Here is a 21,480-nt window from a genome sequence, read left to right as displayed (position 1 = left end):
TATGCCTCTTTTTTGCACCGCTAAGGCGCAGAGGACACAGAGATCCCTTCGCGAACATTGCGGCCCTGCGGTTATTATATCCTCCCTTCATTCCTTTTTCCTATGCCTCTTTTTTGCACCGCAAAGACGCAGAAGTCGCAGAGATACTTTTGCGAACATTGCGACTCCGCGGTAAATATCACCTCCCTTCATTCCTTTTTCCTATGCCTCTTTTTTGCACCGCTAAGGCGCAGAGGACACAGAGATCCCTTCGCGAACATTGCGGCCCTGCGGTTATTACTCCTCCCCTCATTCCTTTTTTCCTATGCCCCCTTTTTGCACCGCAAACACAATAAAACACAGACAACCCTTTGCGAACTTTGCGGCTCTGCGGTTATTATATCCTCCCTTCATTCCTTTTTCCTATACCGCTTTTTTGCACCGCAAAGGCCCGGAGGACACAGACATCCCTTTGCGAACTTTGCGGCTCTGCGGTTTTTATATCCTCCTCATTCCTCTCTTTTTCCTATACCGTTTTTTTTGCACCGCAAACACAAAAAAACACAGAGATCCCTTCATGAACATTGTAGCTATGCAGTAATATAACCGATTCAACAGATATTCCAAATAATCCTAAAAATTAGCTGCTACTTACTACATCCACCCTTTCCACCGTCTTCCCCTTTTTCAATAACAATATAATATCCTCCAACCCCAGATAAAGACAAGGAACAATTACCAGGATAATGGAAGTAGCGAAAACAATTCCAAAGCCCAGAGAAATTGCCATGGGTATCAGATAAAATGCCTGACTGGATGTTTCGAAAATGATAGGCATTAGGCCTCCGAAGGTAGTCATTGTTGTAAGCATAATAGGACGAAACCTACGCAAACCTGCTTCGTGTATCGCCTCATAAGCTGATGCACCTTTTTCTTTCAGGCCATTGGCATAATCCACCATAATCAAAGAATCATTTACCACGACACCTGCCAGCGCAATCATCCCCATTAAACTGACCAACGACAAATCATACCCTAAAATGATATGACCAATAACGGCGCCAACCACTCCAAAGGGAATCGCAGTCATTACGATCAGGGGCTGGACATAATTACCGAAAGCAAATGCTAATAATGCATAAATAAGTAACAACGCGATCGAAAAGGTACCATAGAGTGAATTCGTTGATTCTCTCATATCTGCCTGACTTCCTTCATACGTCCAGGTAAGTCCAGGATAATCAGAACGCAGCTGCGGAAGCACAGTTGTATTGATCGATTCCAATACCCGGGTAACAGCATTAGATGGCTCTACATCCATACCTACATTAACTACCCGCCGGCCATCACGGCGATTGATGGAAGTAAATGCCTCTTTTTCTTCCACTTCGACTACATCCATTAAAGGAACTTCAACACTATCTGCCGTGCGGATAATAAAATCTTCCAGATTTCGAATATCTTTCCGCTCTTCCAGGGGAAGTTTTACTCTTATTTCCACTTCATTAGTACCGCGTAACTGCCTCATCGCCAATGCTCCGAAAAATGCATCTCTCACTTGTTGCCCTACCTGGGATGAAGTTAACCCCAAATTTCGCCCTTCCGGTAATAATTTAAAATCAAATTGGGCTTTCCCTTTGTTGTAATTATCACTGACATCCCTGGTATTATTAAATGTATTCATTTCATCGACAAATGCCTGGCTTGCCTTTTCAAGAACGCTAATATCTGTATGGCTCAAATCAACACTGATATCTTGCCTGGCCCCACCGGGTCCTCTTTCTGCTTCAAAAGTGATCTGATCCACCCCTCTGATATCCCCTATATTGTCACGCCACAATGCAATCACTTCCCTGGCCGACATATCCCGTTGATCCGGAGGTAACAGAACGATCTCTACATCTATGAAATTCGATCCCCTCACATTTGTCTTGACCCCTTCTGCTACTTCGTACAAATGGTATTCTTCAAACATTCTTTGAGTCGCCGCTGTAACATCTTCAGCTACTTCAGCAGCCTGATCAGTAGTAGTTCCTACCGGGAGGCGTATCCCCGCTTCAATCTCATCTGCAGCCACTTCGGGCATTAATATCATTCCCATGTGGTCACTAAGGCCATAGCCCCCAACCACGACCAGCAACCCTACAGCCGCACTTAGTGTCACATATCTATGTTCAAGACATTTATCCAAGAAAGGCCGGAAATACCTGTCTACAATTTTATTAAATCCATCCGCAAATTTTGATTGGGCATTCTCCAGTCTGAGAACCAATCCCTTTTTAGACTTTTTCTTTATATGTCCCAGGTGAGCAGGCAAAATAAATAATGCCTCAAGAAGGGAAACGGCTAAAATAACAATTACTACAGCAGGTAGTGGCCACCAGAACTGTCCGGTTTCTCCTGGTAAAAACAGTAAAGGGAAAAAAGCAATAATGGTCGTCAGAATACTAAAAAAAACGGGTTTGGATACATCTTTAGTCCCCATAATAGCCGCTTCCATAATGCCATAACCTCGCTGCCGGTATTCATAAACATTCTCTCCGACTACTATGGCATCATCCACTACGATTCCCAACACCACTAAAAACCCAAACATAGAAATCATATTCACACTTACGCCGATGATGGGCAATAGGATCATTCCCCCGATAAATGAGATAACCATTCCCATCATAACCCAAAATGCCAATCGATACTCCAAAAACAAGGATAGAATAATAATAACGATAAATATAGCCATCAACCCATTGCCCGTCAACAGGGAAAGCCGGTCTCTAAATTCTTCAGCCCGATTGCTATCAATACGATAATTTACATTAGGTGGAAATTGATACTCACTAAGTATATTTTTCACCAGGTCTTCTATATCCAAAGGCGATTGATCTCCTACCCGGAAAATTTCCATGGAAACGGATGTCTGCCGGTTAAATTGACCGTGAAATCCCGTTTCTTCAAATCCATCCGTTATCGTGGCAATATCCTTTAATAAAACCTGCGCACCGGACCGGGATGAAGCGATAGGAATATTTCCAAACTCCCGCGCCCACTGCTTCCGTTCCTGCATCCTCAACATTATTTCCCCGGATGAGGTTTCCACAGATCCTGCCGGAACATCCTGGCTGGATTGTTCAATAATATCGGCTACCTGTCCAAGTGTAAGTTGGTATTTTCGCAAAGTGTGCCGCGGGATTTCTATCCGCGTTTCGTAGTCGGGAACATTGTCCAATGCTACCTGTGTAATGGCTGGCTGGCTCAACAGGCGATTTCGCAGTCGCTCCCCCACCACACGTAAGGTCCAAATATCTACATTTCCGTAAATGGCTACCTCCATTACATCGAGTTGCCTTTCTTCGAGCACGACTTCAGGTTCTTCGATATCATCAGGGAAAGTACGAATCCTGTTTACCGCCTGGTCTATATCCTGAAATGCTTTCATTCGATCCGTACCAGGGACCAATTCTATCAATACTTCACCGGCTCCTTCCTGGGCCGTAGAAGTAATTTCTTTTATTCCCTGTACACCTCGGATCGCTTCTTCTACCGGGAGTAAAATACCCTGTTCCACTTCTTCCGGAGAGGATCCCGGGTAACTCACATTTACGTTGACAAAATCCAATTGAAATTGTGGAAAAACCTCTTTCTGTATTGTAAACATAGTATATATCCCCGCCCCCAATAGAAAAAGCATAAGAAGGTTGGCTGCGACAGAACTGCGCGCCATATACCCGATCATGCCTTCTTTTCTTATACTATTAGGTTTTTGTTCCTCCACTATACTTTATTTATTGCATTGATTCATTCTCATTGGTAATCGTATCCATTTCCGTTCTCAATGGGATACCGTCAGTAACTGTACTTATATTGGAAGTAACGACCAAATCACCATCATCCAACCCCTCGTAAACGTACGCATAGTCAGCATCCATAACGATTATTGCAGGCTTCCGGATGGAAAGCTCTCCTCCTTCCATTACCCAGACTGTTTGATTATTCCTCAAATAATCCCGGTCAAGACGCACGACGTCTTTTATCGTTTCGCCCTTAATCCTCGCTTCAACAAACTCCCCAATTAACAAACGGGGTAAACCCTGATGACTTTGATATTGGGAAAGAGGGTCGGGGATCCTAATAAGTACCCGGGCCAGCCGTGTCCGGGGATCCAAAGCCCCTACCTGGCGGTACAGGTATCCTGACCTCACTTCTCCTTCAGGCCATGACGAAGTATTCCGTATATCCACTGCCGCCCCCCTGGTATTACGATTGCCCGGAATAGAAAGCCTCTTCAATTTATCCACGGGTAAGGTAATATTTACCCAATAATGATCCACACCCACCAGCCGTCCCAAATTATCGGTAACACCTACCCTTGAACCCACAGTGACATTCTGCGATAGGACCTGGGCATCAAATGGAGCTGTTATTACAGTACGTTCCAGGTTCAACTGGGCCTGATCATAGGATGCTTCTGCAAATTTCACCTGTGCTCTTACCGCAGCGAGCTGTGGCTTTCTCAATACGAGCGACCTTTGATTTTCGGAAAGGGAGTCTTCACCGACTAACGCCAAATCCTGCTCTGCAATATGCTGTCGTCCCAACTCTACCTCCAGGTCACTTTGCGCCTGAAGCAATTCACTTCTCCTTAATTCCATTTGATTTTGAAAATCCGCCGGGTCAATTTTCAATAATATTTCCCCCTTTTGTACTAATCCCCCGGGCGCAAAATTACTTTTCCGTTCAATTACCTGGCCGGATACCATAGAATTGAGCCGCACTTCTTCCTCTGCTTCCACGGTTCCGGTCGCTATGAATTCCGGGATAAAATCTCCGTGATATACGGTATCTACACTGACCAACATAGCCGTTTTTTTTGTTGCTCCTTCACTTTGGGCAGTAGGCTCTGTAGAAAAAATAATATATACCGCCAAGGCAGCGATTACCAAAATAATCAAACAAACGAAGAAGGTTATAATATTCTTTCTTTTCATAATTCCTGTGATCTAATTCGGGAGGTCGCCAATATCCCCTTCCTCCCGGGTTATTTCAAAACCACCTGCAAGTGCCATGTAAAGTGCTACCCTGATTTGATAGTGCTCCAATTTGGCATCTAAAATATCCCGCTCTAATTGCTGCTGCTCATCTAGGGATAACAAGACATCCAGATAATTTGTAAAACCATTTATAAATTCTATCCGCAATTGATTACTCACTTTTTCAGACATTTCCACCCGATCACTCAGTACATCTATTCTGCGAATTTGGTTACGCTCCCGTATCAATGCATCTTCTACTTCCCGGAAAGCAGTGAGTACTGATTGCCCGTAAAAATGCAATTGCTGGTTCTTTACCGCTTCCGTCCTGTCAACTTCTGCACGCAGTCGTCCCCAGTACAAAATAGGCGCTACCAAATTTGCACCGAGGGTATATGCCCAATTACTAAATAATTCATTATACGTATTAGACCTTGCCTGTGATGAAAGATTAAGGGATAACCTGGGAAACTTGTTTTTTACCGCTACAGCCATCTCCCTGTCTGCCGCCATCAAAGCACTGTACTCGCGCTTCAGGTCCGGCCTTCTTCTCACTAATTCCAGGGGCAATCCTGTACTGGGCTGCGGTGGGATCTCCGGTAAAGAATCTATAACCTGCCATTCAAAATTTTGGGGAGTCACTCCTGTCAGCACGGCTAACCGATTTTTTAATAATTCCAGGTTAGTCTCATAAAATATTTGCTGTTCCCGAATACTCTTCAACAACTGCCTTTGTCTCAATATGTCCACCCCTTTTATTTGGCCGCTCCCGAACCGCACTTTAATTAATTCAATTATTTTTTCGTTGGTAGTTATTTGTTTTTCTGTGAGATTTAATTGCTTTTGGGTAGTTACAAGTTCAAACCAAACCCTGGCAATTTCTGCAGAAATGCTTAGCGCAGCTGTTTGATAATCATAATACGAAGTTTGTACATTAAACTCCTCAGCTTGGACAGACGCCCTGATACGTCCCCACAGATCCACTTCATATCCGGCAGATATTCCGATCTGAGTGGTCTCCCCACCTGCGAAATCAGGAACAGGACGGCTGACAGCCGTTTGGGCACCCGCCTCTATATCAGGCAAAAGAAAAGAAGACTCCCTTTTTACTATGGCTCTGGATGCTTCCAATTGGTGCCAAATACTTATAAGATCCATATTTTTATCCAGGGCACTGTCTATCAGAACATTTAATCGGTTGTCCCCAAATACCGTCCACCATTGATCAGGAATTGCCGATTCACCCGTACCGGAAAAATCCTGTGGCTCTTCTAATGGAATATCAATGGGTGAAAATTTTGGAGAACAGGCCACCAATAAAAATAGTGTAAAAATCAAATAAAAACCACGGATGGTCCCATTACCATCAGGTTGTAATTTGGTTTTTCGGAGATTGAGTGGTGTAAGCAATTTTCAAAACTTTAACTTATAAAAGATAGGTTAATTTTTGAAGTCAACCAAATGAAATCAAACCTCCTCCGTATTCTACTTATTCTCCCATTAGTATACCGCGGTTATACGAGAATAGATAGAAATATTAAATATTTGTTAATGCGACACTTTTTACCCGGGAATCTATATAGGATATGGATTGACAGCACTAAGAATTCATTGAATGCAGGTTTCAAGGCTTTGAGTAACCGTCTTACCATTCCGGCACCGATCCTTTTTGCGGACAATTTCACGACGTGACAGGACGAACCAGGCATTCCCGCCCTGACTGGTACGCTGGAATCTTTTCGACTTATTCCGGCCGGAGTAGATTGATTATAACTTAAAAATTGAATTGTAATACGACCGCTTGGAGGTTGAATTATATCTAAAAAATAATTACCAGGTTATTGAAGTCGCAGTACTACCTTTTGAAATATTTATACGTAGCCGGTTTTTGCTTTCCGGTAGTAGTCATGGTAGTAGTTATTTCTGAATGCGGTCTTCTCCAATAATACAATACCCCTGTCTCCGTGCCCACTACCAGATCCAGAACACCGTCTTTGTCAAAATCAGAAACAACCGGTCCATCCGTATGCCCCATCAAGGTTCGGGAAACGACTCTCCCCATATATTGTAACACCGTATTACCATCTATTTTTCCCCTATTTTTCATCCAGTCCACAGCAGGTTTAGACGAAAAAATCAGGTCCTTCAAGCCATCCCCATCCCAGTCGGCCCAGGTTATTTTTAATCGGCCATGGCTACTTCCTTTGAGTTGATTAAGTAAAACAGGTGTTCCGTCCGGATAAATAAAATTTCGAACAGGATGTTCTAATATCCATTTGCCATCCACCTTGCTGTTTATAAAAGTAGCGAGATATCCTTCATAGTCAAGCATCACCAGGTCATTCACACCATCTTCATTATAATCCATCATCAACGGGGAAGTCCGCCAGGGGGCCAGGAGTTCATTTCCGTTCGATACACCTGGAATCCACGCGGGTTTTTGGGGTGCCCCCTTCCACTTTACCTCCAGCGGACGGGGTGTCGCCAATACAGGCCTTTTTCGAGTACCTACATTTTCAATAAATACAATATTTCCATTGTGTTCATTGACCAATAAATCCGGAAGATCATCCCCATTAAAATCACCGACATCAAGGGTCGTATATCCCCAGTGAGGATCTTCGGTTCCGGGGATAGCCCAGTCAGCTACTATTCTCAGATCCTCCCCTCCGGCTTGCAGTAATTCAGGACGACCCCATGTGGGTGTTTCGCCACCCAGGTTTTCTACAAAAAGGATATCTCCTGCGCCGTTACCAGTTATGATATCATCCATTCCATCACCGTTCCAGTCAAATATGCGCGGGGCAGCCAACGCTCCTACATCCAGAAATCGCGCCTTCTGTTGAAAAAATCGTGGTTGCTCAAAAACGGGGATGCCCTGCCTTATTTCCCCTGTATTCTTAAAGAAAGAAACCTTCCCTTCTTCATCTCCGGCAATAATATCCATGTATCCGTCCCGATTAAAATCAATCGCTCGTAACTTCGTGGCACCGCCGTAAAAAGTATATAGCTGCAAAGTATCTTGAGCTCCTTCCAATACAATCGGAGCATCGAAATAACAATCCGATGAAGTATGGCCACTGTTTCTAAAGTATTTTAATTGACCGAATGAGGTCACCGCTATATAATCCAGATCCCCATCATTATCATAATCTCCCAGGGCCACTTCCGGGTACGTTTCCCGGGCCCCATTGCATTTACTGGCATCTATGAGCGTTACAGGCTCCGTATAATCAGGATCATCATTCGAACCGATATTGCGCAACCATTGCAACACATACCCATTTTCCAATTCGCGGCTACAAACCAAATCAACCCTATGGTCACTGTCAAAATCAACCATCTTCCAGGTATTGGAACCGGATTCCCTTACATATTCCCCAAGTGCTTGCGGCATACGCTCACGCTTCCAAAATACATTTTCAGGGACATCCCTGTAAATGAGTAATTCAGCATTAGCAAGGTCAGGGGTCAGTACATGTACACTTCCTTCCACATCCGAAACGGCAAAATATTTACCATCCCTTCCCAGTCGAAACCGATCAGAAGACATTCGATCCCCCTGACGGAAAATGGGATCATCTACATTCCCGCTAATGTTTTCAAAATAATAAATACCTGATTCCACATAACTTCCCGATTGGGATACCAATAAGTCCAGGTCCCCGTCACCATCGAAATCAAGGGGCATGGGTACCGATTTAAACCCAACATCCAGGTCGACCAAGAGATCAGGATTATTATATTCCATTTTTGCCAATGTAAATTGAGCCACTGCAGGTACACCTGTGGCACAACCAAACACCCCCACCAAAAACCTCATTTTCGCATTCGATATAATATTTTCCACCATTCGTCTTATTACCACTATTTCCATATAATTTATTGGCATTAATAAATTTTAATACGGACAAAATTATATAATTCCCTTTAGGTGTTTATATAGAAATAGTACAGTCAATGATACTATATTGACTATGGGAAGGCATTTCCGCACCTTATCCTATACCGGTTTATTGCACCGCAAAGGCGCAGAGGTCACAGGGATCCCTTCGCGAACATTGCGGCTCTGCGGTTATTATAACCTCCTCATTCCTCTCTTTTTCCTATCCCCCCCCTTTTTGCACCGCAAAGACGCAGAGGTCGCAGAGATCCCTTCGCGAACATTGCGGCTCTACGGTTTTTATATCCTCCTCATTCCTCTCTTTTTCCTATCCCCCCCTTTTTGCACCGCAAAGACGCAGAGGTCGCAGAGATCCCTTCACGAACATTGCAGCCCTGCGGTTATTATATCCTCCTCATTCCTTTTTTCCTATGCCCTTTTTTGCACCGCTAAGGCGCAGAGGTCGCAGAGATCCACTCGCGAACATTGCTGACCTGTGGTTATTATTACCTCCCTTCATTCCTTTTTCCTATACCGTTTTTTGCACCGCAAAGGCGCTGAGGACACAGACATCCCTTTGCGTACATTGTGGCCCTGCGGTTTTTATATCCTCCTCATTCCTCTCTTTTTCCTATCCCCTTTGTGCACCGCTAAGGCGCTGAGGACACAGACATCCCTTTGCGTACATTGTGGCCCTGCGGTTTTTATATCCTCCTCATTCCTCTCTTTTTCCTATCCCCCTTTGTGCACCGCAAAGGCGCAGAGGTCACAGACATCCCTTTACGTACATTGCGGCCCTGCGGTAATTATCACCTCCCTTCATTCCTTTTCCTATACCGTTTTATTGCACCGCTAAGGCGCAGAGGTCGCAGAGATCCCTTCACGAACATTGCTGACCTGCGGTTATTATCACTTCCCTTCATTCCTTTTTCCTATACCGTTTTATTGCACCGCAAAGGCGCAGAGGTCGCAGAGATCCGTTCACGAACATTGCTGACCTGCGGTTATTATTACCTCCCTTCATTCCTTTTCCAATACCGTTTTATTGCACCGCTAAGGCGCAGAGGTCGCAGAGATCCGTTCACGAACATTGCTGACCTGCGGTTATTATATCCTCCTCAATCCTCTCTTTTTCTATTCCCCCCTTTTTGCACCGCTAAGGCGCAGAGATCGCAGAGATCCCTTTGCGAACTTTGCGGCTCTGCGGTTATTATATCCTCCTCATTCCTTTTCCAATACCGTTTTTTGCACCGCAAAGACGCAGAGGTCGCAGAGATCCCTTTGCGAACTTTGCTGACCTGTGGTTATTATCCACCTCTCTTCATTCCTTTTTCCTATACCATTTTATTGCACCGCAAAGGCGCAGAGGTCGCAGAGATCCCTTCGCGAACATTGCGGCTCTGCGGTTAAAAAAGATCACGAGTTGAAAATGAAAAGATCATTCACATTCCTCACTCCCTTTCATAATTGACCTTGTTCAATACCGTGGAATAATTTAAACCTAAAATATCTGTAATTTGTGTTCAACCTTTCGTAATATGTGTTCAAATTCCCCATACGACAAAGGTACATTTGCCTTAACTGTCAAAAACCAAAATATAAAACAACATGAAAAAAGTTATTGTCATCACAGGGGCCAGTTCCGGAATGGGCAAGTCCGCCGCTCAAATATTACATCAACAGGGACATACGATTTACGGTGCTGCCAGAAGGGTGGAAAAAATGCAAGACCTGGCTGAAGAAGGCATCAACGTCATTTCTATGGATCTGACGCAGGAAGGATCTATGGTGGATGCCGTATATTCCATTTTAGACAGGGAAGGCAAAATTGATGTACTCATTAACAATGCAGGGTACGGCTCCTATGGTGCCATCGAAGATGTACCTATGGAAGAAGCCCGCAGGCAATTTGAAGTCAACCTGTTTGGTATGGCACGACTTACCCAATTAGTCTTACCGGCGATGCGTAAAAACAAATACGGACGAATTGTCAACATTTCATCTATGGGAGGCAAAATATATACTCCTCTGGGAGGCTGGTACCATGCGACCAAGCACGCACTTGAGGGCTGGAGTGATTGTCTGCGCCTGGAGGTAAAAGAGTTTGGAATAGATGTGGTAGTGGTAGAGCCCGGAGGAATAAAAACCCCCTGGGGAGGAATTGCCATAGACCATCTTGAGAAAACCTCGGGTAATGGTCCCTACAAAAAACTGGCACACAAAGTAATAGAAGGAATGAAGGAAACCTATGCCGGAAACCGTCTTACAGATGTAGATATCCTCGGTTCTACAATCGCCAAAGCGGCTACGGAAGATAATCCAAAAACAAGATATGTCAAAGGTTTCATGGCCAAACCCGCCATTGCATCGCGAAAATGGTTGGGTGACCGTTTCTTTGACAAGATGGTAATCAAACAACTCGGATAGATTATAACTTTGTTACCTTACGTTAGAAGAAATGGAATAGCCATGAACAAAGAAATTCAATATATAAAATCCATTAGTCAATTGCATGCATTGTTCGGATTTGATCCACCTACCCATCCTTTGATCTCCATTATCGATGTATCCAAATGGGAAATCCCCCAACAATTCGTCGGGGTTAAATCGACATCCAGTTTATATTCCATTGCTTTGAAGGATAAAAGCTGCGGATTGCAATATGGGAGAAACACCTATGACTTTGATGAAGGCGTTTTAATTTTTACCGCTCCGAATCAGGTGAATTCTGTAGCTAAACCCCAAAAATTAAATGAAATTCAGGGCTGGATGATGTTTTTTCACCCGGATTTGATCCGTAATACCGAACTTGGTAAACATATTTCAGACTACCGGTTCTTTTCCTACGATGTACACGAAGCCCTACATTTATCAGACCAGGAACAAAAAACCATTACCCATTGTGCCCATTTGATTCAAAATGAAATTGCCGAACGGATTGACAACCATAGTCAAACCGTGATAGCCTCTTCCCTGGAACTATTACTCAACCTGTCAAGGCGTTATTACGAACGGCAATTTAACACCCGTACTGCTCAAAACTCCGATGTAATCAGTCAGTTCCATGCACTGTTGGAAACGTATTATAAAGAGGGAAAATTATCGGAATCAGGGACTCCATCCATTGAGTATTTTTCTAATAAAGTACACTTAAGCGCCAACTATTTAAGTGACTTGTTAAAAAAGGAAACCGGATACAGTGCCAGGGATCATATCAACAATTTTATTATCGATAAGTCCAAGACTCTACTACTCCGGAAGACGGATTCAGTAAGTGAAATTGCCTATACACTTGGTTTTAATTATCCTCATTATTTTAGCCGTTTATTCAAGAACAAAACGGGTCTGACCCCATTACAGTATAGGAAACAAACCATTCGACAGAATTCATAAGAATCACCAGGCCCAAGGTTTTTTAATCGATCCTGGTTCAACAGTTGAAATCAGACATATTCCATCAAATGACCAACAGCACCATTTGTCATTCACCACTCACTCTTCATTTAATTAAAGATGACATACAAAAATCCCATTATTACGGCCAATCCCGCCCAACCAATCCACAAATTCCGAATACCGGAATTACCGGCGGAATCTAGATAAGTCTCACGTAAAGTAGGCCATGAAATCCTTTCTTTATCAGGGAACCAATAAGAAAGGAAGACCATAAACAACAATAGTCCTGCAAATAAGTAAAAAGATAACATCAAAAAGTGGGGCCAGAATTCCTTTGATGGCCATCCTGCCAGGTAAAGGACGCCGATAATTATACATGGGATATTACCCAATACCAGCGTGTAGTAGGCTGCTGTCCGGCTAGACTTTTTCCATGTAATTCCCAGTAAAAAAACAACCGCCAGTGAAGGACTCAAAAACGAGAATATAGAATTGATCAGATCAAACAAATTCATTCCTTTAACGGCACTTAATCCATAAGCGATAAACAATCCCAGGAATGCAACAAGTCCGGTGACCACCTGCCCTACCCGTTGTAAATGATTTTGACTTTTCGGGGTTTTAGATACATTCTTGTAAATATCCAATGTAAATATCGTACTCGCTGAATTCAGCATAGAATTAACAGTGCTTATCAGGGCTGCAAGCAAGACAGAAACTATTAATCCTATCATGCCCGAAGGCAAATGATTGACAACCATGGTCATAAACGCCGAATCCGGATCTTCAAGATCAGGATACAAGGCTACACAGACGATACCCGGCAAGAAGAAAATGATCGGCACCAGAATTTTCAGATAACTTGTAAATAAAATTCCCTTTTGGGCTTCTTTTAGACTCTTTGCCCCCAGTGCCCTTTGAACGATAGTTTGATTGGCACACCAATACCAAATCGCCATTACCGGATATCCAAGGACTATGGCCGGCCACGGATAGGCGGAATCACTGGCGGGACGAAATAATACCCAATGGTCCGAAGGGACCCTTGCATACAATTCTTCGAAGCCTCCTACGGCCATAATCCCTACAAAACTCAGGATGCTGCAAGCTACGATCATTAATATAGATTGAAAAGCATCCGTTATCGCCACGGCCTCCAGTCCTCCTGTTATAGTAAAACTGGCAGAAATAAATGTAATCAGGAGCAAAGAGATCCCTAAAGGCCAATCCAATATTTGCCCCATCAATATAGCTCCGGCATATAAAACAGAACCAATACCAATAGTTATCTGGAAAAAAATTAACCAGGAAAGAAAGTTTCGACTCGGCTTCCCAAACCGCTTGAGAATGAATTCCGGCATCGTGCTGATGTTGGAAGACAAATAATAGGGTAAAAAAACCATTGCCATCAGTACCAGGAATATCCAGGCCAGCCACTCAAAATTATTGGCCACCATACCATAGGCAAAAGCCACGCCCGAAGAACTAATTAGCATCATCGGGCTAATATTGGTACCGAATATGGATAGTCCGATCGTTTTCCACCCCAGGTTTTTACCCGCCAGAAAATAGTCCTGGGATTCTTTCCTGCGAAAACTAACCCAAAATCCCAACCCCATGAGACCGGCGACATAAACCGCTATGACGATAAAATCTATATAAGACAATGAAGTTTCCAATGGTTCTTTTTTGTTTATTCTGAATCACACCGTTCCTTCCCGATATGTTTTCTAATTCGCCCCGGCATAGGCCAGGATAATTGTACATGTTGGTCTTCCAACAGGTCTTGCAGTTTTGGAATATCCAAATCCTGAAAAGAACGGCCACTGTCCAGTGCTACATAAGCAGCTGTTCCGGCCGCCTGTCCCAGTTGCATCATCGTTCTTGAAAGCCGGCAACTGGAAGCGGCTATGGAACTGAATCCACCCGCTCTGGAAGCCACCAAGACGTTTTCCATCCCCTCTGGTATCAAGCATCGAAAAGGAATGCCATAAGGGGAAGAAAGTTCTCTGCAACCGGGGTTGTCCCCACCGTGAACATCCATGGGGTGATCAGCTATTGCTATGATATCCGGGTGTTTTTGCCCGTTTAATCCAGTGGTTACGTCCAATTCCGTAAGGATATATTCAGCGACGATCCTATGGGTCTCCCTCACCCCTAATGACAGAAATTCTCCCACCCTCTTATAGGATTGGAATTCCGGAAATTCCGTTTGTAAATAATGCCAATAGGCCAGGCTTCTATTTTTGCATTCCTGATACACTGTTTTGGGATCCCATTCCATGTATTCCTGTCCATCCATTGTAGGAAGCATATTCACATTGTAGTCTCCATTCGGATACTGGACCATACTGGCCAATGGAAAGGCATCACGCCACCAACAGTCCTTACCGATCCCTCCGGGCAATTCTTCCACCCGCCGCCTCTCTGTAGGTCGGATTCTGAAAATTAACGAAACCCCGTTGACAAAACGCGACGGGGTCTCAGGCGCACCAGGCTCATCAAAACGATGCCTGGATTCCTGCCCAAATAACATTTCACGCCCGCAGGATTGTACCAGGTAGGCACTATCTGTGGAATCTATATAAAAAGGAGCAGAAACCTTTTCCCCATTCGTAAGGGTTAATTCCTCTATCCGGCTATCACTATACGCAACATCCGAATACGTCTCCGAGGTCCTGACGGTAACATCAGGCATTTGATCCAACCACTTTTTTACCATATTTTGATAGATCCCTGGCTCAAAAGGCACACCATGCCAGTATTTCCGGACGAATAATTCATCCTCCTTCAATGACCGGGCTCCGAATCTTCTCAGGCTATCCAGGTATCGGAGGGTGGGATCAATCGTCAGATCCGCACCCGGGGGAAATTGGGAAGTCCCGTTTTCATTTTTCCATGCGCAGTGCCTGTTGAACGAATAAATACCGATGGCATCCCGTTCCTTCTTCATCCTTCTGTATATATCAAAAGGAATTCCCGTTCCACCGGCCCCCATTTCCCATACCGACACACCACTCACAGCTGCATTGCCGCCCAACCGGCTGTTTTTTTCCAGCAATAGTACTTTCAATCCCAACCGTCCGGCAGCAATAGCCGCTCCTATGCCCCCGCTTCCTGCACCGATAATTATCAAGTCAAATCGTCCTTCCTTCATTCACTCTTTATTTATTCTGTAAAACGGCTATTTGTGTCCAATAATTCATACATCTTAATAGGGAACAATCTCCTGCACCATAGGCAAAACTACCATTTCAGGAACAACCAGGTGATCGGGCAGGCAACAAATATTCAGTACAATCTCCCCCATTTCTTCCGGTTGGATCACCCTATTTTGAATGTCAGAATCAAATTCAGGCAATTTCGAAGCCTCTGTAAAAGAGGTATTCCCCCAGGAAGGAGTTATGCAATTTACCCGGACCCCTTTATTTCTTAATTCCACATACAGCGATTTGCTAAATTGCTCCAGTCCGGCTTTTGCCGCAGCATACACGCTCCACCCCGGCCAGGCCTGAATAGAACAGATCGAAGACACATTGACAATGGTACCGCTCTTTTGTTTTACCATCAGACCGGCAGCCCGCTTGCTACCGTATATAGCTCCCAGTAGGTTTACTTCCAGGGATTCCCGGATAGCCTTATCTTCCTGCCCGGTCAATTCTTCAATCTTGATAGCGCTCCCCGCATTATTCACCAGGATATCTACGCGGCCTTCCGCCCGGATTACTTCTTCAAACAACTGGTCCCAATCCTCCGGGTTCCGAATATCACCTACAAAGTAATTTACACCCAAATCTTGCGCTACATCTTGCAACAATTCCTTCCTTCGGGCAACGATCCAAAGTTTGGCTCCGGCTTTTTTAAATTTTCTGGCTATTCCCACTCCATATCCTGAAGACGCCCCGGTAATAATGGCTACCTTATTTTTTAATTCGTAATTCATATAAATTTTTAAATGATATAATATATACTTGTTATCAGGTCCTATCCCGTACGAGTTTTATCGCCAGGATCCTGGTAATCAGATCCCTGTTCATGGGGTATCAACCCCGGGCATAAGACCTATAATTTCTTTCCCTATTCCCTGAAAAATTAATTCATCTATTTCTATAACAATGTATTTCCCCCATTCACGGCTATTTTTTGCCCCGTAATAAAACCGGCTGAACCAGAAGATAAAAACGCCACCATTTCTCCAATATCTCCCGGGCTTCCCTGAAACCCCAGCGGCACCCCTGATATATACTTTTCTTTATCCTCATCCGGTACCCGGCTATGCCGTTCCACCGGGATCCATCCCGGCGCAATCAGATTACAGGTAATCCCAAAGGGCCCCAATTCATGGGCCCAGGACCGGGTCAATCCCAGCATGGCTGCTTTCGCTGATACATAATGTCCGAATTCCGGATTACCCAACTCTACAACCTCGCTTCCAATATTTATAATACGCCCCCATCTTCTTGATTTCATAGAAGCAAGAGTTGCCTGAGCCAGGAATAGTGGTGCCTTGACAAAATAATTCATTTGATCCAGGTAATCATCCCAATTTTGTTGCTCAATATTCTTGAAAGGTTGTGGCCCGGTAGCATTATTCACGACAATATCGACCGGTCCGAAGGTATTTTCAATCCTCACCACCAAATCCTGGCAAGACGCCTCATTGGTGATGTCACTACAAAAACTCCGGGCTGTAATCCCATCATCCTGCAACCAATCAACAGTATGCTCTGCCTGACGGTGGTCATGCGCATAATTCAGCGCTACCCTGGCACCTCTCGCCCCCAATGCCCTGGCCATCGCTTTGCCCAGGCCACGTGTACCCCCTGTGATGAGGGCTACCTTATCGCTTAATGGATGTTCCATACCATCCTTTTCATTATACATAATCAAGATGGTACCCGATTCTTTCCAAATAATCCAGGCTCCGCCGGATCCCATCCCTCAAATCCCCGACCGGTTCGTATTCGATCAAATAAATACCATCAAATTCTATTTTTGGCAACAACGCCTGATAATCCAGATCATCATCACCTATGGCTGCAGCCAGCCAGCCGTCGTCCTTTCTTTTCCAATCCTTCAGGTGACAATAATTTATACGGCTATTGATCGACTCAAGACCGGATGTCGGATTATCCGGATATACGGCCTTGATATTTCCCGGGTCGTAATTAAACCCCACTCCTTTCGGCAGGTCCCCAGACAACCTTTTCAGCCAATACGGGTGGGTACTGATGGTGTCGGTATGATAAGCAACTCCATTTCGATGATCGATTCTTCCATGTGTTTCAATTGAAATTTCCATATCGTATTGCTGACATTCTGCCGCACACACCTCAAAAGCAGAAAGGACGCGCCTGTATATCTCTTCATTTAAATCCACCACAGGGGTAAATCCGGCAAAAATACGCAGGTGGGTAACCCCTAATTTAGCAGCAACCGCAATATCCTTCAAAACGGTATGGACCTGTTTTTCGTGTTCACTTTGAGCTTGTAAGGTAAAATCACTTTCTATTGTAGCGAAAGGAATGTTCATATCATAGGTATCACACAACTCACGTATTCGTTGGATCCCCGATTCATCGATAGTGGTAGGTATCGTAGATACTAGCTCATCACCTATTCCTATTTCCAGGGTATGGAACCCAAAATCCGAAGCAATAGCGAAATGATCTTCAATGGGCAAATTACGGAATCCCCACCATCCACATCCAATCTTTAATTCTTTACTTTTCTTCATTTAATTACTTTTATTTCTAAATTTCTGTACCCTCTTTACCATCCACAGATGGCCACTACGGACGTTTTTCGTCACTCTTTTTCATTTCATATCGGTGCCTTGCGCAAAAGAGGACGCCCCTTGTGCACCGGCACGCCCCGTGATCAGGGCCATGAATAATCCATTTTTCCGGCATTTTTGTCCACATGTCCGGGAGGCAATTCCCGGTACCACGAAAACAACTGTTCACGCATTTCCCTTACAACCGACCTATGCCGTGAAGCCACATTCTGCAATTCACTGGGGTCCGTCGACAGATCATATAATTCCATCCGGCTGGAATCCGGATTCATTAGTAATTTCCATTTGCCATCGCGCATTGCCAGCTGCGGACTTTTATCGAGGTGCCTGCCAAAAACATTAAATCTCCATTCCCAAAACAACGGCTTCATCCTCGATCCCCTGTTCCCCAGCAATACTGCAGATCGATCTTCTCCGTCTATGCTCAGGTCCCCAGGCACCCTGACATCCGCCATGGCACACAAGGTCGGTAAAAAATCGATAGCGCTTACCACCGATTCGCGGTCGATGTACCCCCGGGGAATGTGTCCCGGCCAACTCATAATGAAAGGCATTCGGATGCCTCCTTCATACAAACTCCGTTTACATCCCCGGAATGGGCCTACACTCCCTGCGGCACTATGGGAAGCATTGGAAATTTCCAATACCTCCGGACCATTGTCACTCGTAAAAATCAAAATAGTATTTTCCAGCAGGGCCATACTGTCCAGTGCATCTATCAACCGACCAATCTGCCGGTCCATTTCCGTCACCGTTGCATAATAAATCTGGGTAGCTCCTTTGTGACCTATGGGCGCATCGTACACCCGTTCTGTATAGGAAGCCGGCGAATACCTCTTATAGGGTTCCATTTGTTCCTCTGAGGGATTAAGAACCGCATGGGGATCGACAAACCACGCATTTATAAAGAAGGGATCTTCCCGGTTATCATGGATAAATCCGATCGCTTCATCGACAACCATTTTCGAGGATTTTGGCCGGTTGGATGGCAACCACAAGTCAAAAATCGCTGTATCATTACTTGTATTGGTTTTGAATTGGTCTATCCCATAAGCGGAAGGCAAGGGCGCTTCTTCCGTATGACCGAGATGCCATTTGCCAAAATGGGCCGTTGCGTATCCCGATTGTTGGAATATATCGGTAATCGTCACTACCTCCGGATTCAGGAAATCAGCCATATCCCTTCGTTGATTTTGTTCCTTACTTGCCAAATGACCATGAATACCCAGTCTGGACGGATATACTCCCGTCATAAAAGCGGCCCTGCTCGGTGAACACACAGAAGAATTAACATAAAAGTTGGAAAGTACCAATCCGTTTTCGACCAACCGGTCCAGGTTGGGGGTCTGAATGATCTCATGTCCATACACCTGTAAATCCCCCCACCCCAAATCATCTGCCAGGATAAATATCACATTCGGTTGTTTCTGTTGGCTAAAACCATTGTAACAACATAAAATAACAATTAAAATACAAATTTGAAATCTACTATATACCATTTTCATCTTCTTTAAGCAATCCAAAAACAGTAGTATCGGGCGGCAGGTGGTCCGGAAAATCACAAACCCTCACGCGTTCATTTTCTACTTCCAGGATATTTTCACATGCCCCTTCACATCCATTATTTTCAATGACCATGGTCTCCCAAAGATTCCTGTGCCCTTTGTAATCATGGTTTTTTATACGGTTGGTATAATTACCGGAGATCACCATACTTCCGCTTCCTTCATCCGTATAAATACCCTCGAGAAGCATCTCTCCTCCCGATAGGTCGTAAATCCAGTTGTTTTCAATACGGGTGCCCGGCTGGTTCCCTACCGTATATATACCACTGCCGTCACTCAGGTATTTCATACACCTCCTGATCTTATTATATTCAATGATATTGTGATGGGAATTCGTCAATGTACCATCATCTCCCCATCTCCACCCCACACTGATTCCCGTGTAGGGAAAATCTTCGATTAAATTATTCCGGATGGTAATATGGTTAGCGTACCCCACTACAATACCCACACCCCCCAGGTCAACACTCGCCCCGTCCTGAAAATGGTTATTGGCAATAGTAAAAGTATGGGGGGCCTGTTCCTTCTTTTCATAATCGTAATGCAAGGGATGTCCCCTTCCTACGAAATTCGAAATTCTGGCTACCTGGACCACATTGGACCCCACATCCCGAAAAACATTATCTATAATAGATACTTCGCCTGTGCCTTCCTCGAAAGCCAAAGCCCCTTCGCCTAGATTTTGAAATGTACAGTCTTCAATACCACACTTTTCCGAATTCCGGAACATAAGGGCGGCAGGGGGTGAATACACCGGTTTCCCGACCGTTGTTCCCCAATATCCGGCCTGTATCCCTTTTCGTTCTGCTTCTGTCAACTTCCATGTAGTATGCCGGAAGGACAATCCCTGAAAAATAATATTCGAAACCGGCATCCCGCTGGCACCTTCCACCAGGAAAAGGGTTTCCAATTTCGGGTAAAAGAATTCACCTGTATTGGGATCCGATTTACTCACCAGGTGCAATTCACCACGCTCCTTATCTAAAAACCACTCTCCCTCCCGGTCCAGAAATTCAATCGCATTCTCAAAATATATACGATCGTGCAATCGAACTTTGGTACTGCTGCATTCCGGACCGATCTCGCCGGTCGTCCTGATGGACCGGTCTTGCTGATCTGTACTTTCTATCTTTTGTCGAATAAAATGCCATTGTCCCGTGGCACAAAGCAGGGTTTCCCCGTTGGGGCGAAAATCCAGATTGACTTCGTTTCCGAATTGCATATACCGCTCCCCGACACGCACTTCTATCGGATGGATATACTCCGGTCCATTGGGCCATCTTGCCCGGGTAAGCCGGTCATCGCCCGCAAACAATTGGTTAAATTCATCCTCCACTTGTACCACCCAGTGATGGTCTTCTACTTCCATCCACTTCCCTTCAATGCGTTTTCCACCTGAAACAACAGGTGCACTTTCCCCATCCGGGCATAGGGTAAGCTTGCCCGCTTTCCGCAGGGATTCATCGATCACTACGGGTTCATGCAATGTATGCATTCCCTCTTTGAGTACAATCCTGTAATCGACACTATCGCCACTTGCCCGGGTTATGAGATCTATTGCTTTTTGGATGCTGGCCAGGGGATTTTCTGCAGTACCCGGTGCCGTATCGCTGCCATCCGGGGCAACATAATAAGACACATCATCCTTTTCCACCTGGCATCCCACAAGGATCGGGAATATCAAAAATAATACAGGAACAAAGGACCATACATTTCTATTCATCATGAACAAAGGATTTGCTTGTAAAAAAAAATTGTCGAGTAAACCCGGGCATCTCAGCCCGAGATTCTCACAGAACCGTACGTGACAGTCTCCCGTCATACGGCTCTTAT

14 protein-coding genes are annotated in these 21,480 nt (G+C 44.6%); 3 read left to right on the top strand and 11 right to left on the bottom strand.

All coding sequences use genetic code 11. The features are described 5' to 3' along the window. Positions 1-335, top strand: a 335-nt coding sequence (locus LVD47_RS22740) for a hypothetical protein (protein WP_236980929.1), incomplete at its 5' end; no start/stop codon positions are given. Positions 336-619: 284 nt separating this feature from the next. Here the strand turns inward: LVD47_RS22740 and LVD47_RS22735 are convergent. The 4 genes from LVD47_RS22735 to LVD47_RS22720 all read right to left on the bottom strand — a co-directional run bounded on the left by LVD47_RS22735 (position 620) and on the right by LVD47_RS22720 (position 8,898). Further along, positions 620-3,712, bottom strand: a complete 3,093-nt coding sequence (locus LVD47_RS22735) for an efflux RND transporter permease subunit (RefSeq protein ID WP_369427833.1) — start codon at positions 3,710-3,712, stop codon at positions 620-622. Between the two features lie 49 nt (positions 3,713-3,761). After that, a complete protein-coding gene (locus tag LVD47_RS22730; RefSeq protein WP_236980925.1) occupies positions 3,762-4,964 on the bottom strand; it encodes an efflux RND transporter periplasmic adaptor subunit in 1,203 nt (400 codons plus the stop codon). A gap of 12 nt (positions 4,965-4,976) precedes the next feature. Continuing rightward, entirely contained in the window at positions 4,977-6,416 is a 1,440-nt protein-coding gene (locus LVD47_RS22725; RefSeq protein WP_236980923.1) for an efflux transporter outer membrane subunit, read from the bottom strand. 445 nt (positions 6,417-6,861) lie between these two features. After that, a complete protein-coding gene (locus LVD47_RS22720) occupies positions 6,862-8,898 on the bottom strand; it encodes an FG-GAP repeat domain-containing protein (protein ID WP_236980921.1) in 2,037 nt (678 codons plus the stop codon). Positions 8,899-10,497: 1,599 nt separating this feature from the next. Here LVD47_RS22720 and LVD47_RS22715 point away from each other — a divergent pair. Both LVD47_RS22715 and LVD47_RS22710 read left to right on the top strand, forming a co-directional pair. Continuing rightward, positions 10,498-11,316, top strand: a complete 819-nt coding sequence (locus tag LVD47_RS22715) for an oxidoreductase (RefSeq protein WP_236980919.1) — start codon at positions 10,498-10,500, stop codon at positions 11,314-11,316. 42 nt (positions 11,317-11,358) lie between these two features. Next, positions 11,359-12,282, top strand: a complete 924-nt coding sequence (locus LVD47_RS22710) for a helix-turn-helix domain-containing protein (protein WP_236980917.1) — start codon at positions 11,359-11,361, stop codon at positions 12,280-12,282. A 110-nt stretch (positions 12,283-12,392) separates the two neighbouring features. Here LVD47_RS22710 and LVD47_RS22705 read toward each other — a convergent pair whose 3' ends face one another. The 7 genes from LVD47_RS22705 to LVD47_RS22675 form a co-directional block, all read right to left on the bottom strand. Next, the gene (locus tag LVD47_RS22705) at positions 12,393-13,964 is read right to left on the bottom strand and encodes an SLC5 family protein (RefSeq protein WP_236980915.1); all 1,572 of its coding nucleotides are present in this window, start codon (positions 13,962-13,964) and stop codon (positions 12,393-12,395) included. Positions 13,965-13,978: 14 nt separating this feature from the next. Further along, positions 13,979-15,442 carry an FAD-dependent oxidoreductase gene (locus tag LVD47_RS22700; RefSeq protein WP_236980913.1) on the bottom strand — a complete coding sequence of 488 codons (1,464 nt, stop codon included), beginning with the start codon at positions 15,440-15,442 and terminating at the stop codon, positions 13,979-13,981. A gap of 54 nt (positions 15,443-15,496) precedes the next feature. After that, on the bottom strand, positions 15,497-16,228 hold the full coding sequence (locus LVD47_RS22695) for an SDR family oxidoreductase (protein WP_236980911.1): 732 nt from the start codon (positions 16,226-16,228) through the stop codon (positions 15,497-15,499). A gap of 164 nt (positions 16,229-16,392) precedes the next feature. Continuing rightward, positions 16,393-17,148, bottom strand: a complete 756-nt coding sequence (locus tag LVD47_RS22690; RefSeq protein ID WP_236980909.1) for an SDR family oxidoreductase — start codon at positions 17,146-17,148, stop codon at positions 16,393-16,395. 13 nt (positions 17,149-17,161) lie between these two features. Continuing rightward, a complete protein-coding gene (locus tag LVD47_RS22685) occupies positions 17,162-18,022 on the bottom strand; it encodes a sugar phosphate isomerase/epimerase family protein (protein ID WP_236980907.1) in 861 nt (286 codons plus the stop codon). Positions 18,023-18,165: 143 nt separating this feature from the next. Beyond that, on the bottom strand, positions 18,166-19,581 hold the full coding sequence (locus LVD47_RS22680) for a sulfatase family protein (RefSeq protein WP_236980905.1): 1,416 nt from the start codon (positions 19,579-19,581) through the stop codon (positions 18,166-18,168). Further along, positions 19,571-21,480: right-handed parallel beta-helix repeat-containing protein (locus LVD47_RS22675; protein WP_236980903.1), on the bottom strand; the 1,910-nt coding region annotated here is incomplete at its 5' end. The genes LVD47_RS22680 and LVD47_RS22675, both read right to left, overlap by 11 nt.

Source organism: Membranihabitans maritimus (genome assembly GCF_021729145.1).
GTDB classification, from domain to species: domain Bacteria; phylum Bacteroidota; class Bacteroidia; order Chitinophagales; family Saprospiraceae; genus Membranihabitans; species Membranihabitans maritimus.
Note: the sequence above shows the minus strand (reverse complement) of the source record. Positions and strands in the feature narration are given on the sequence as shown.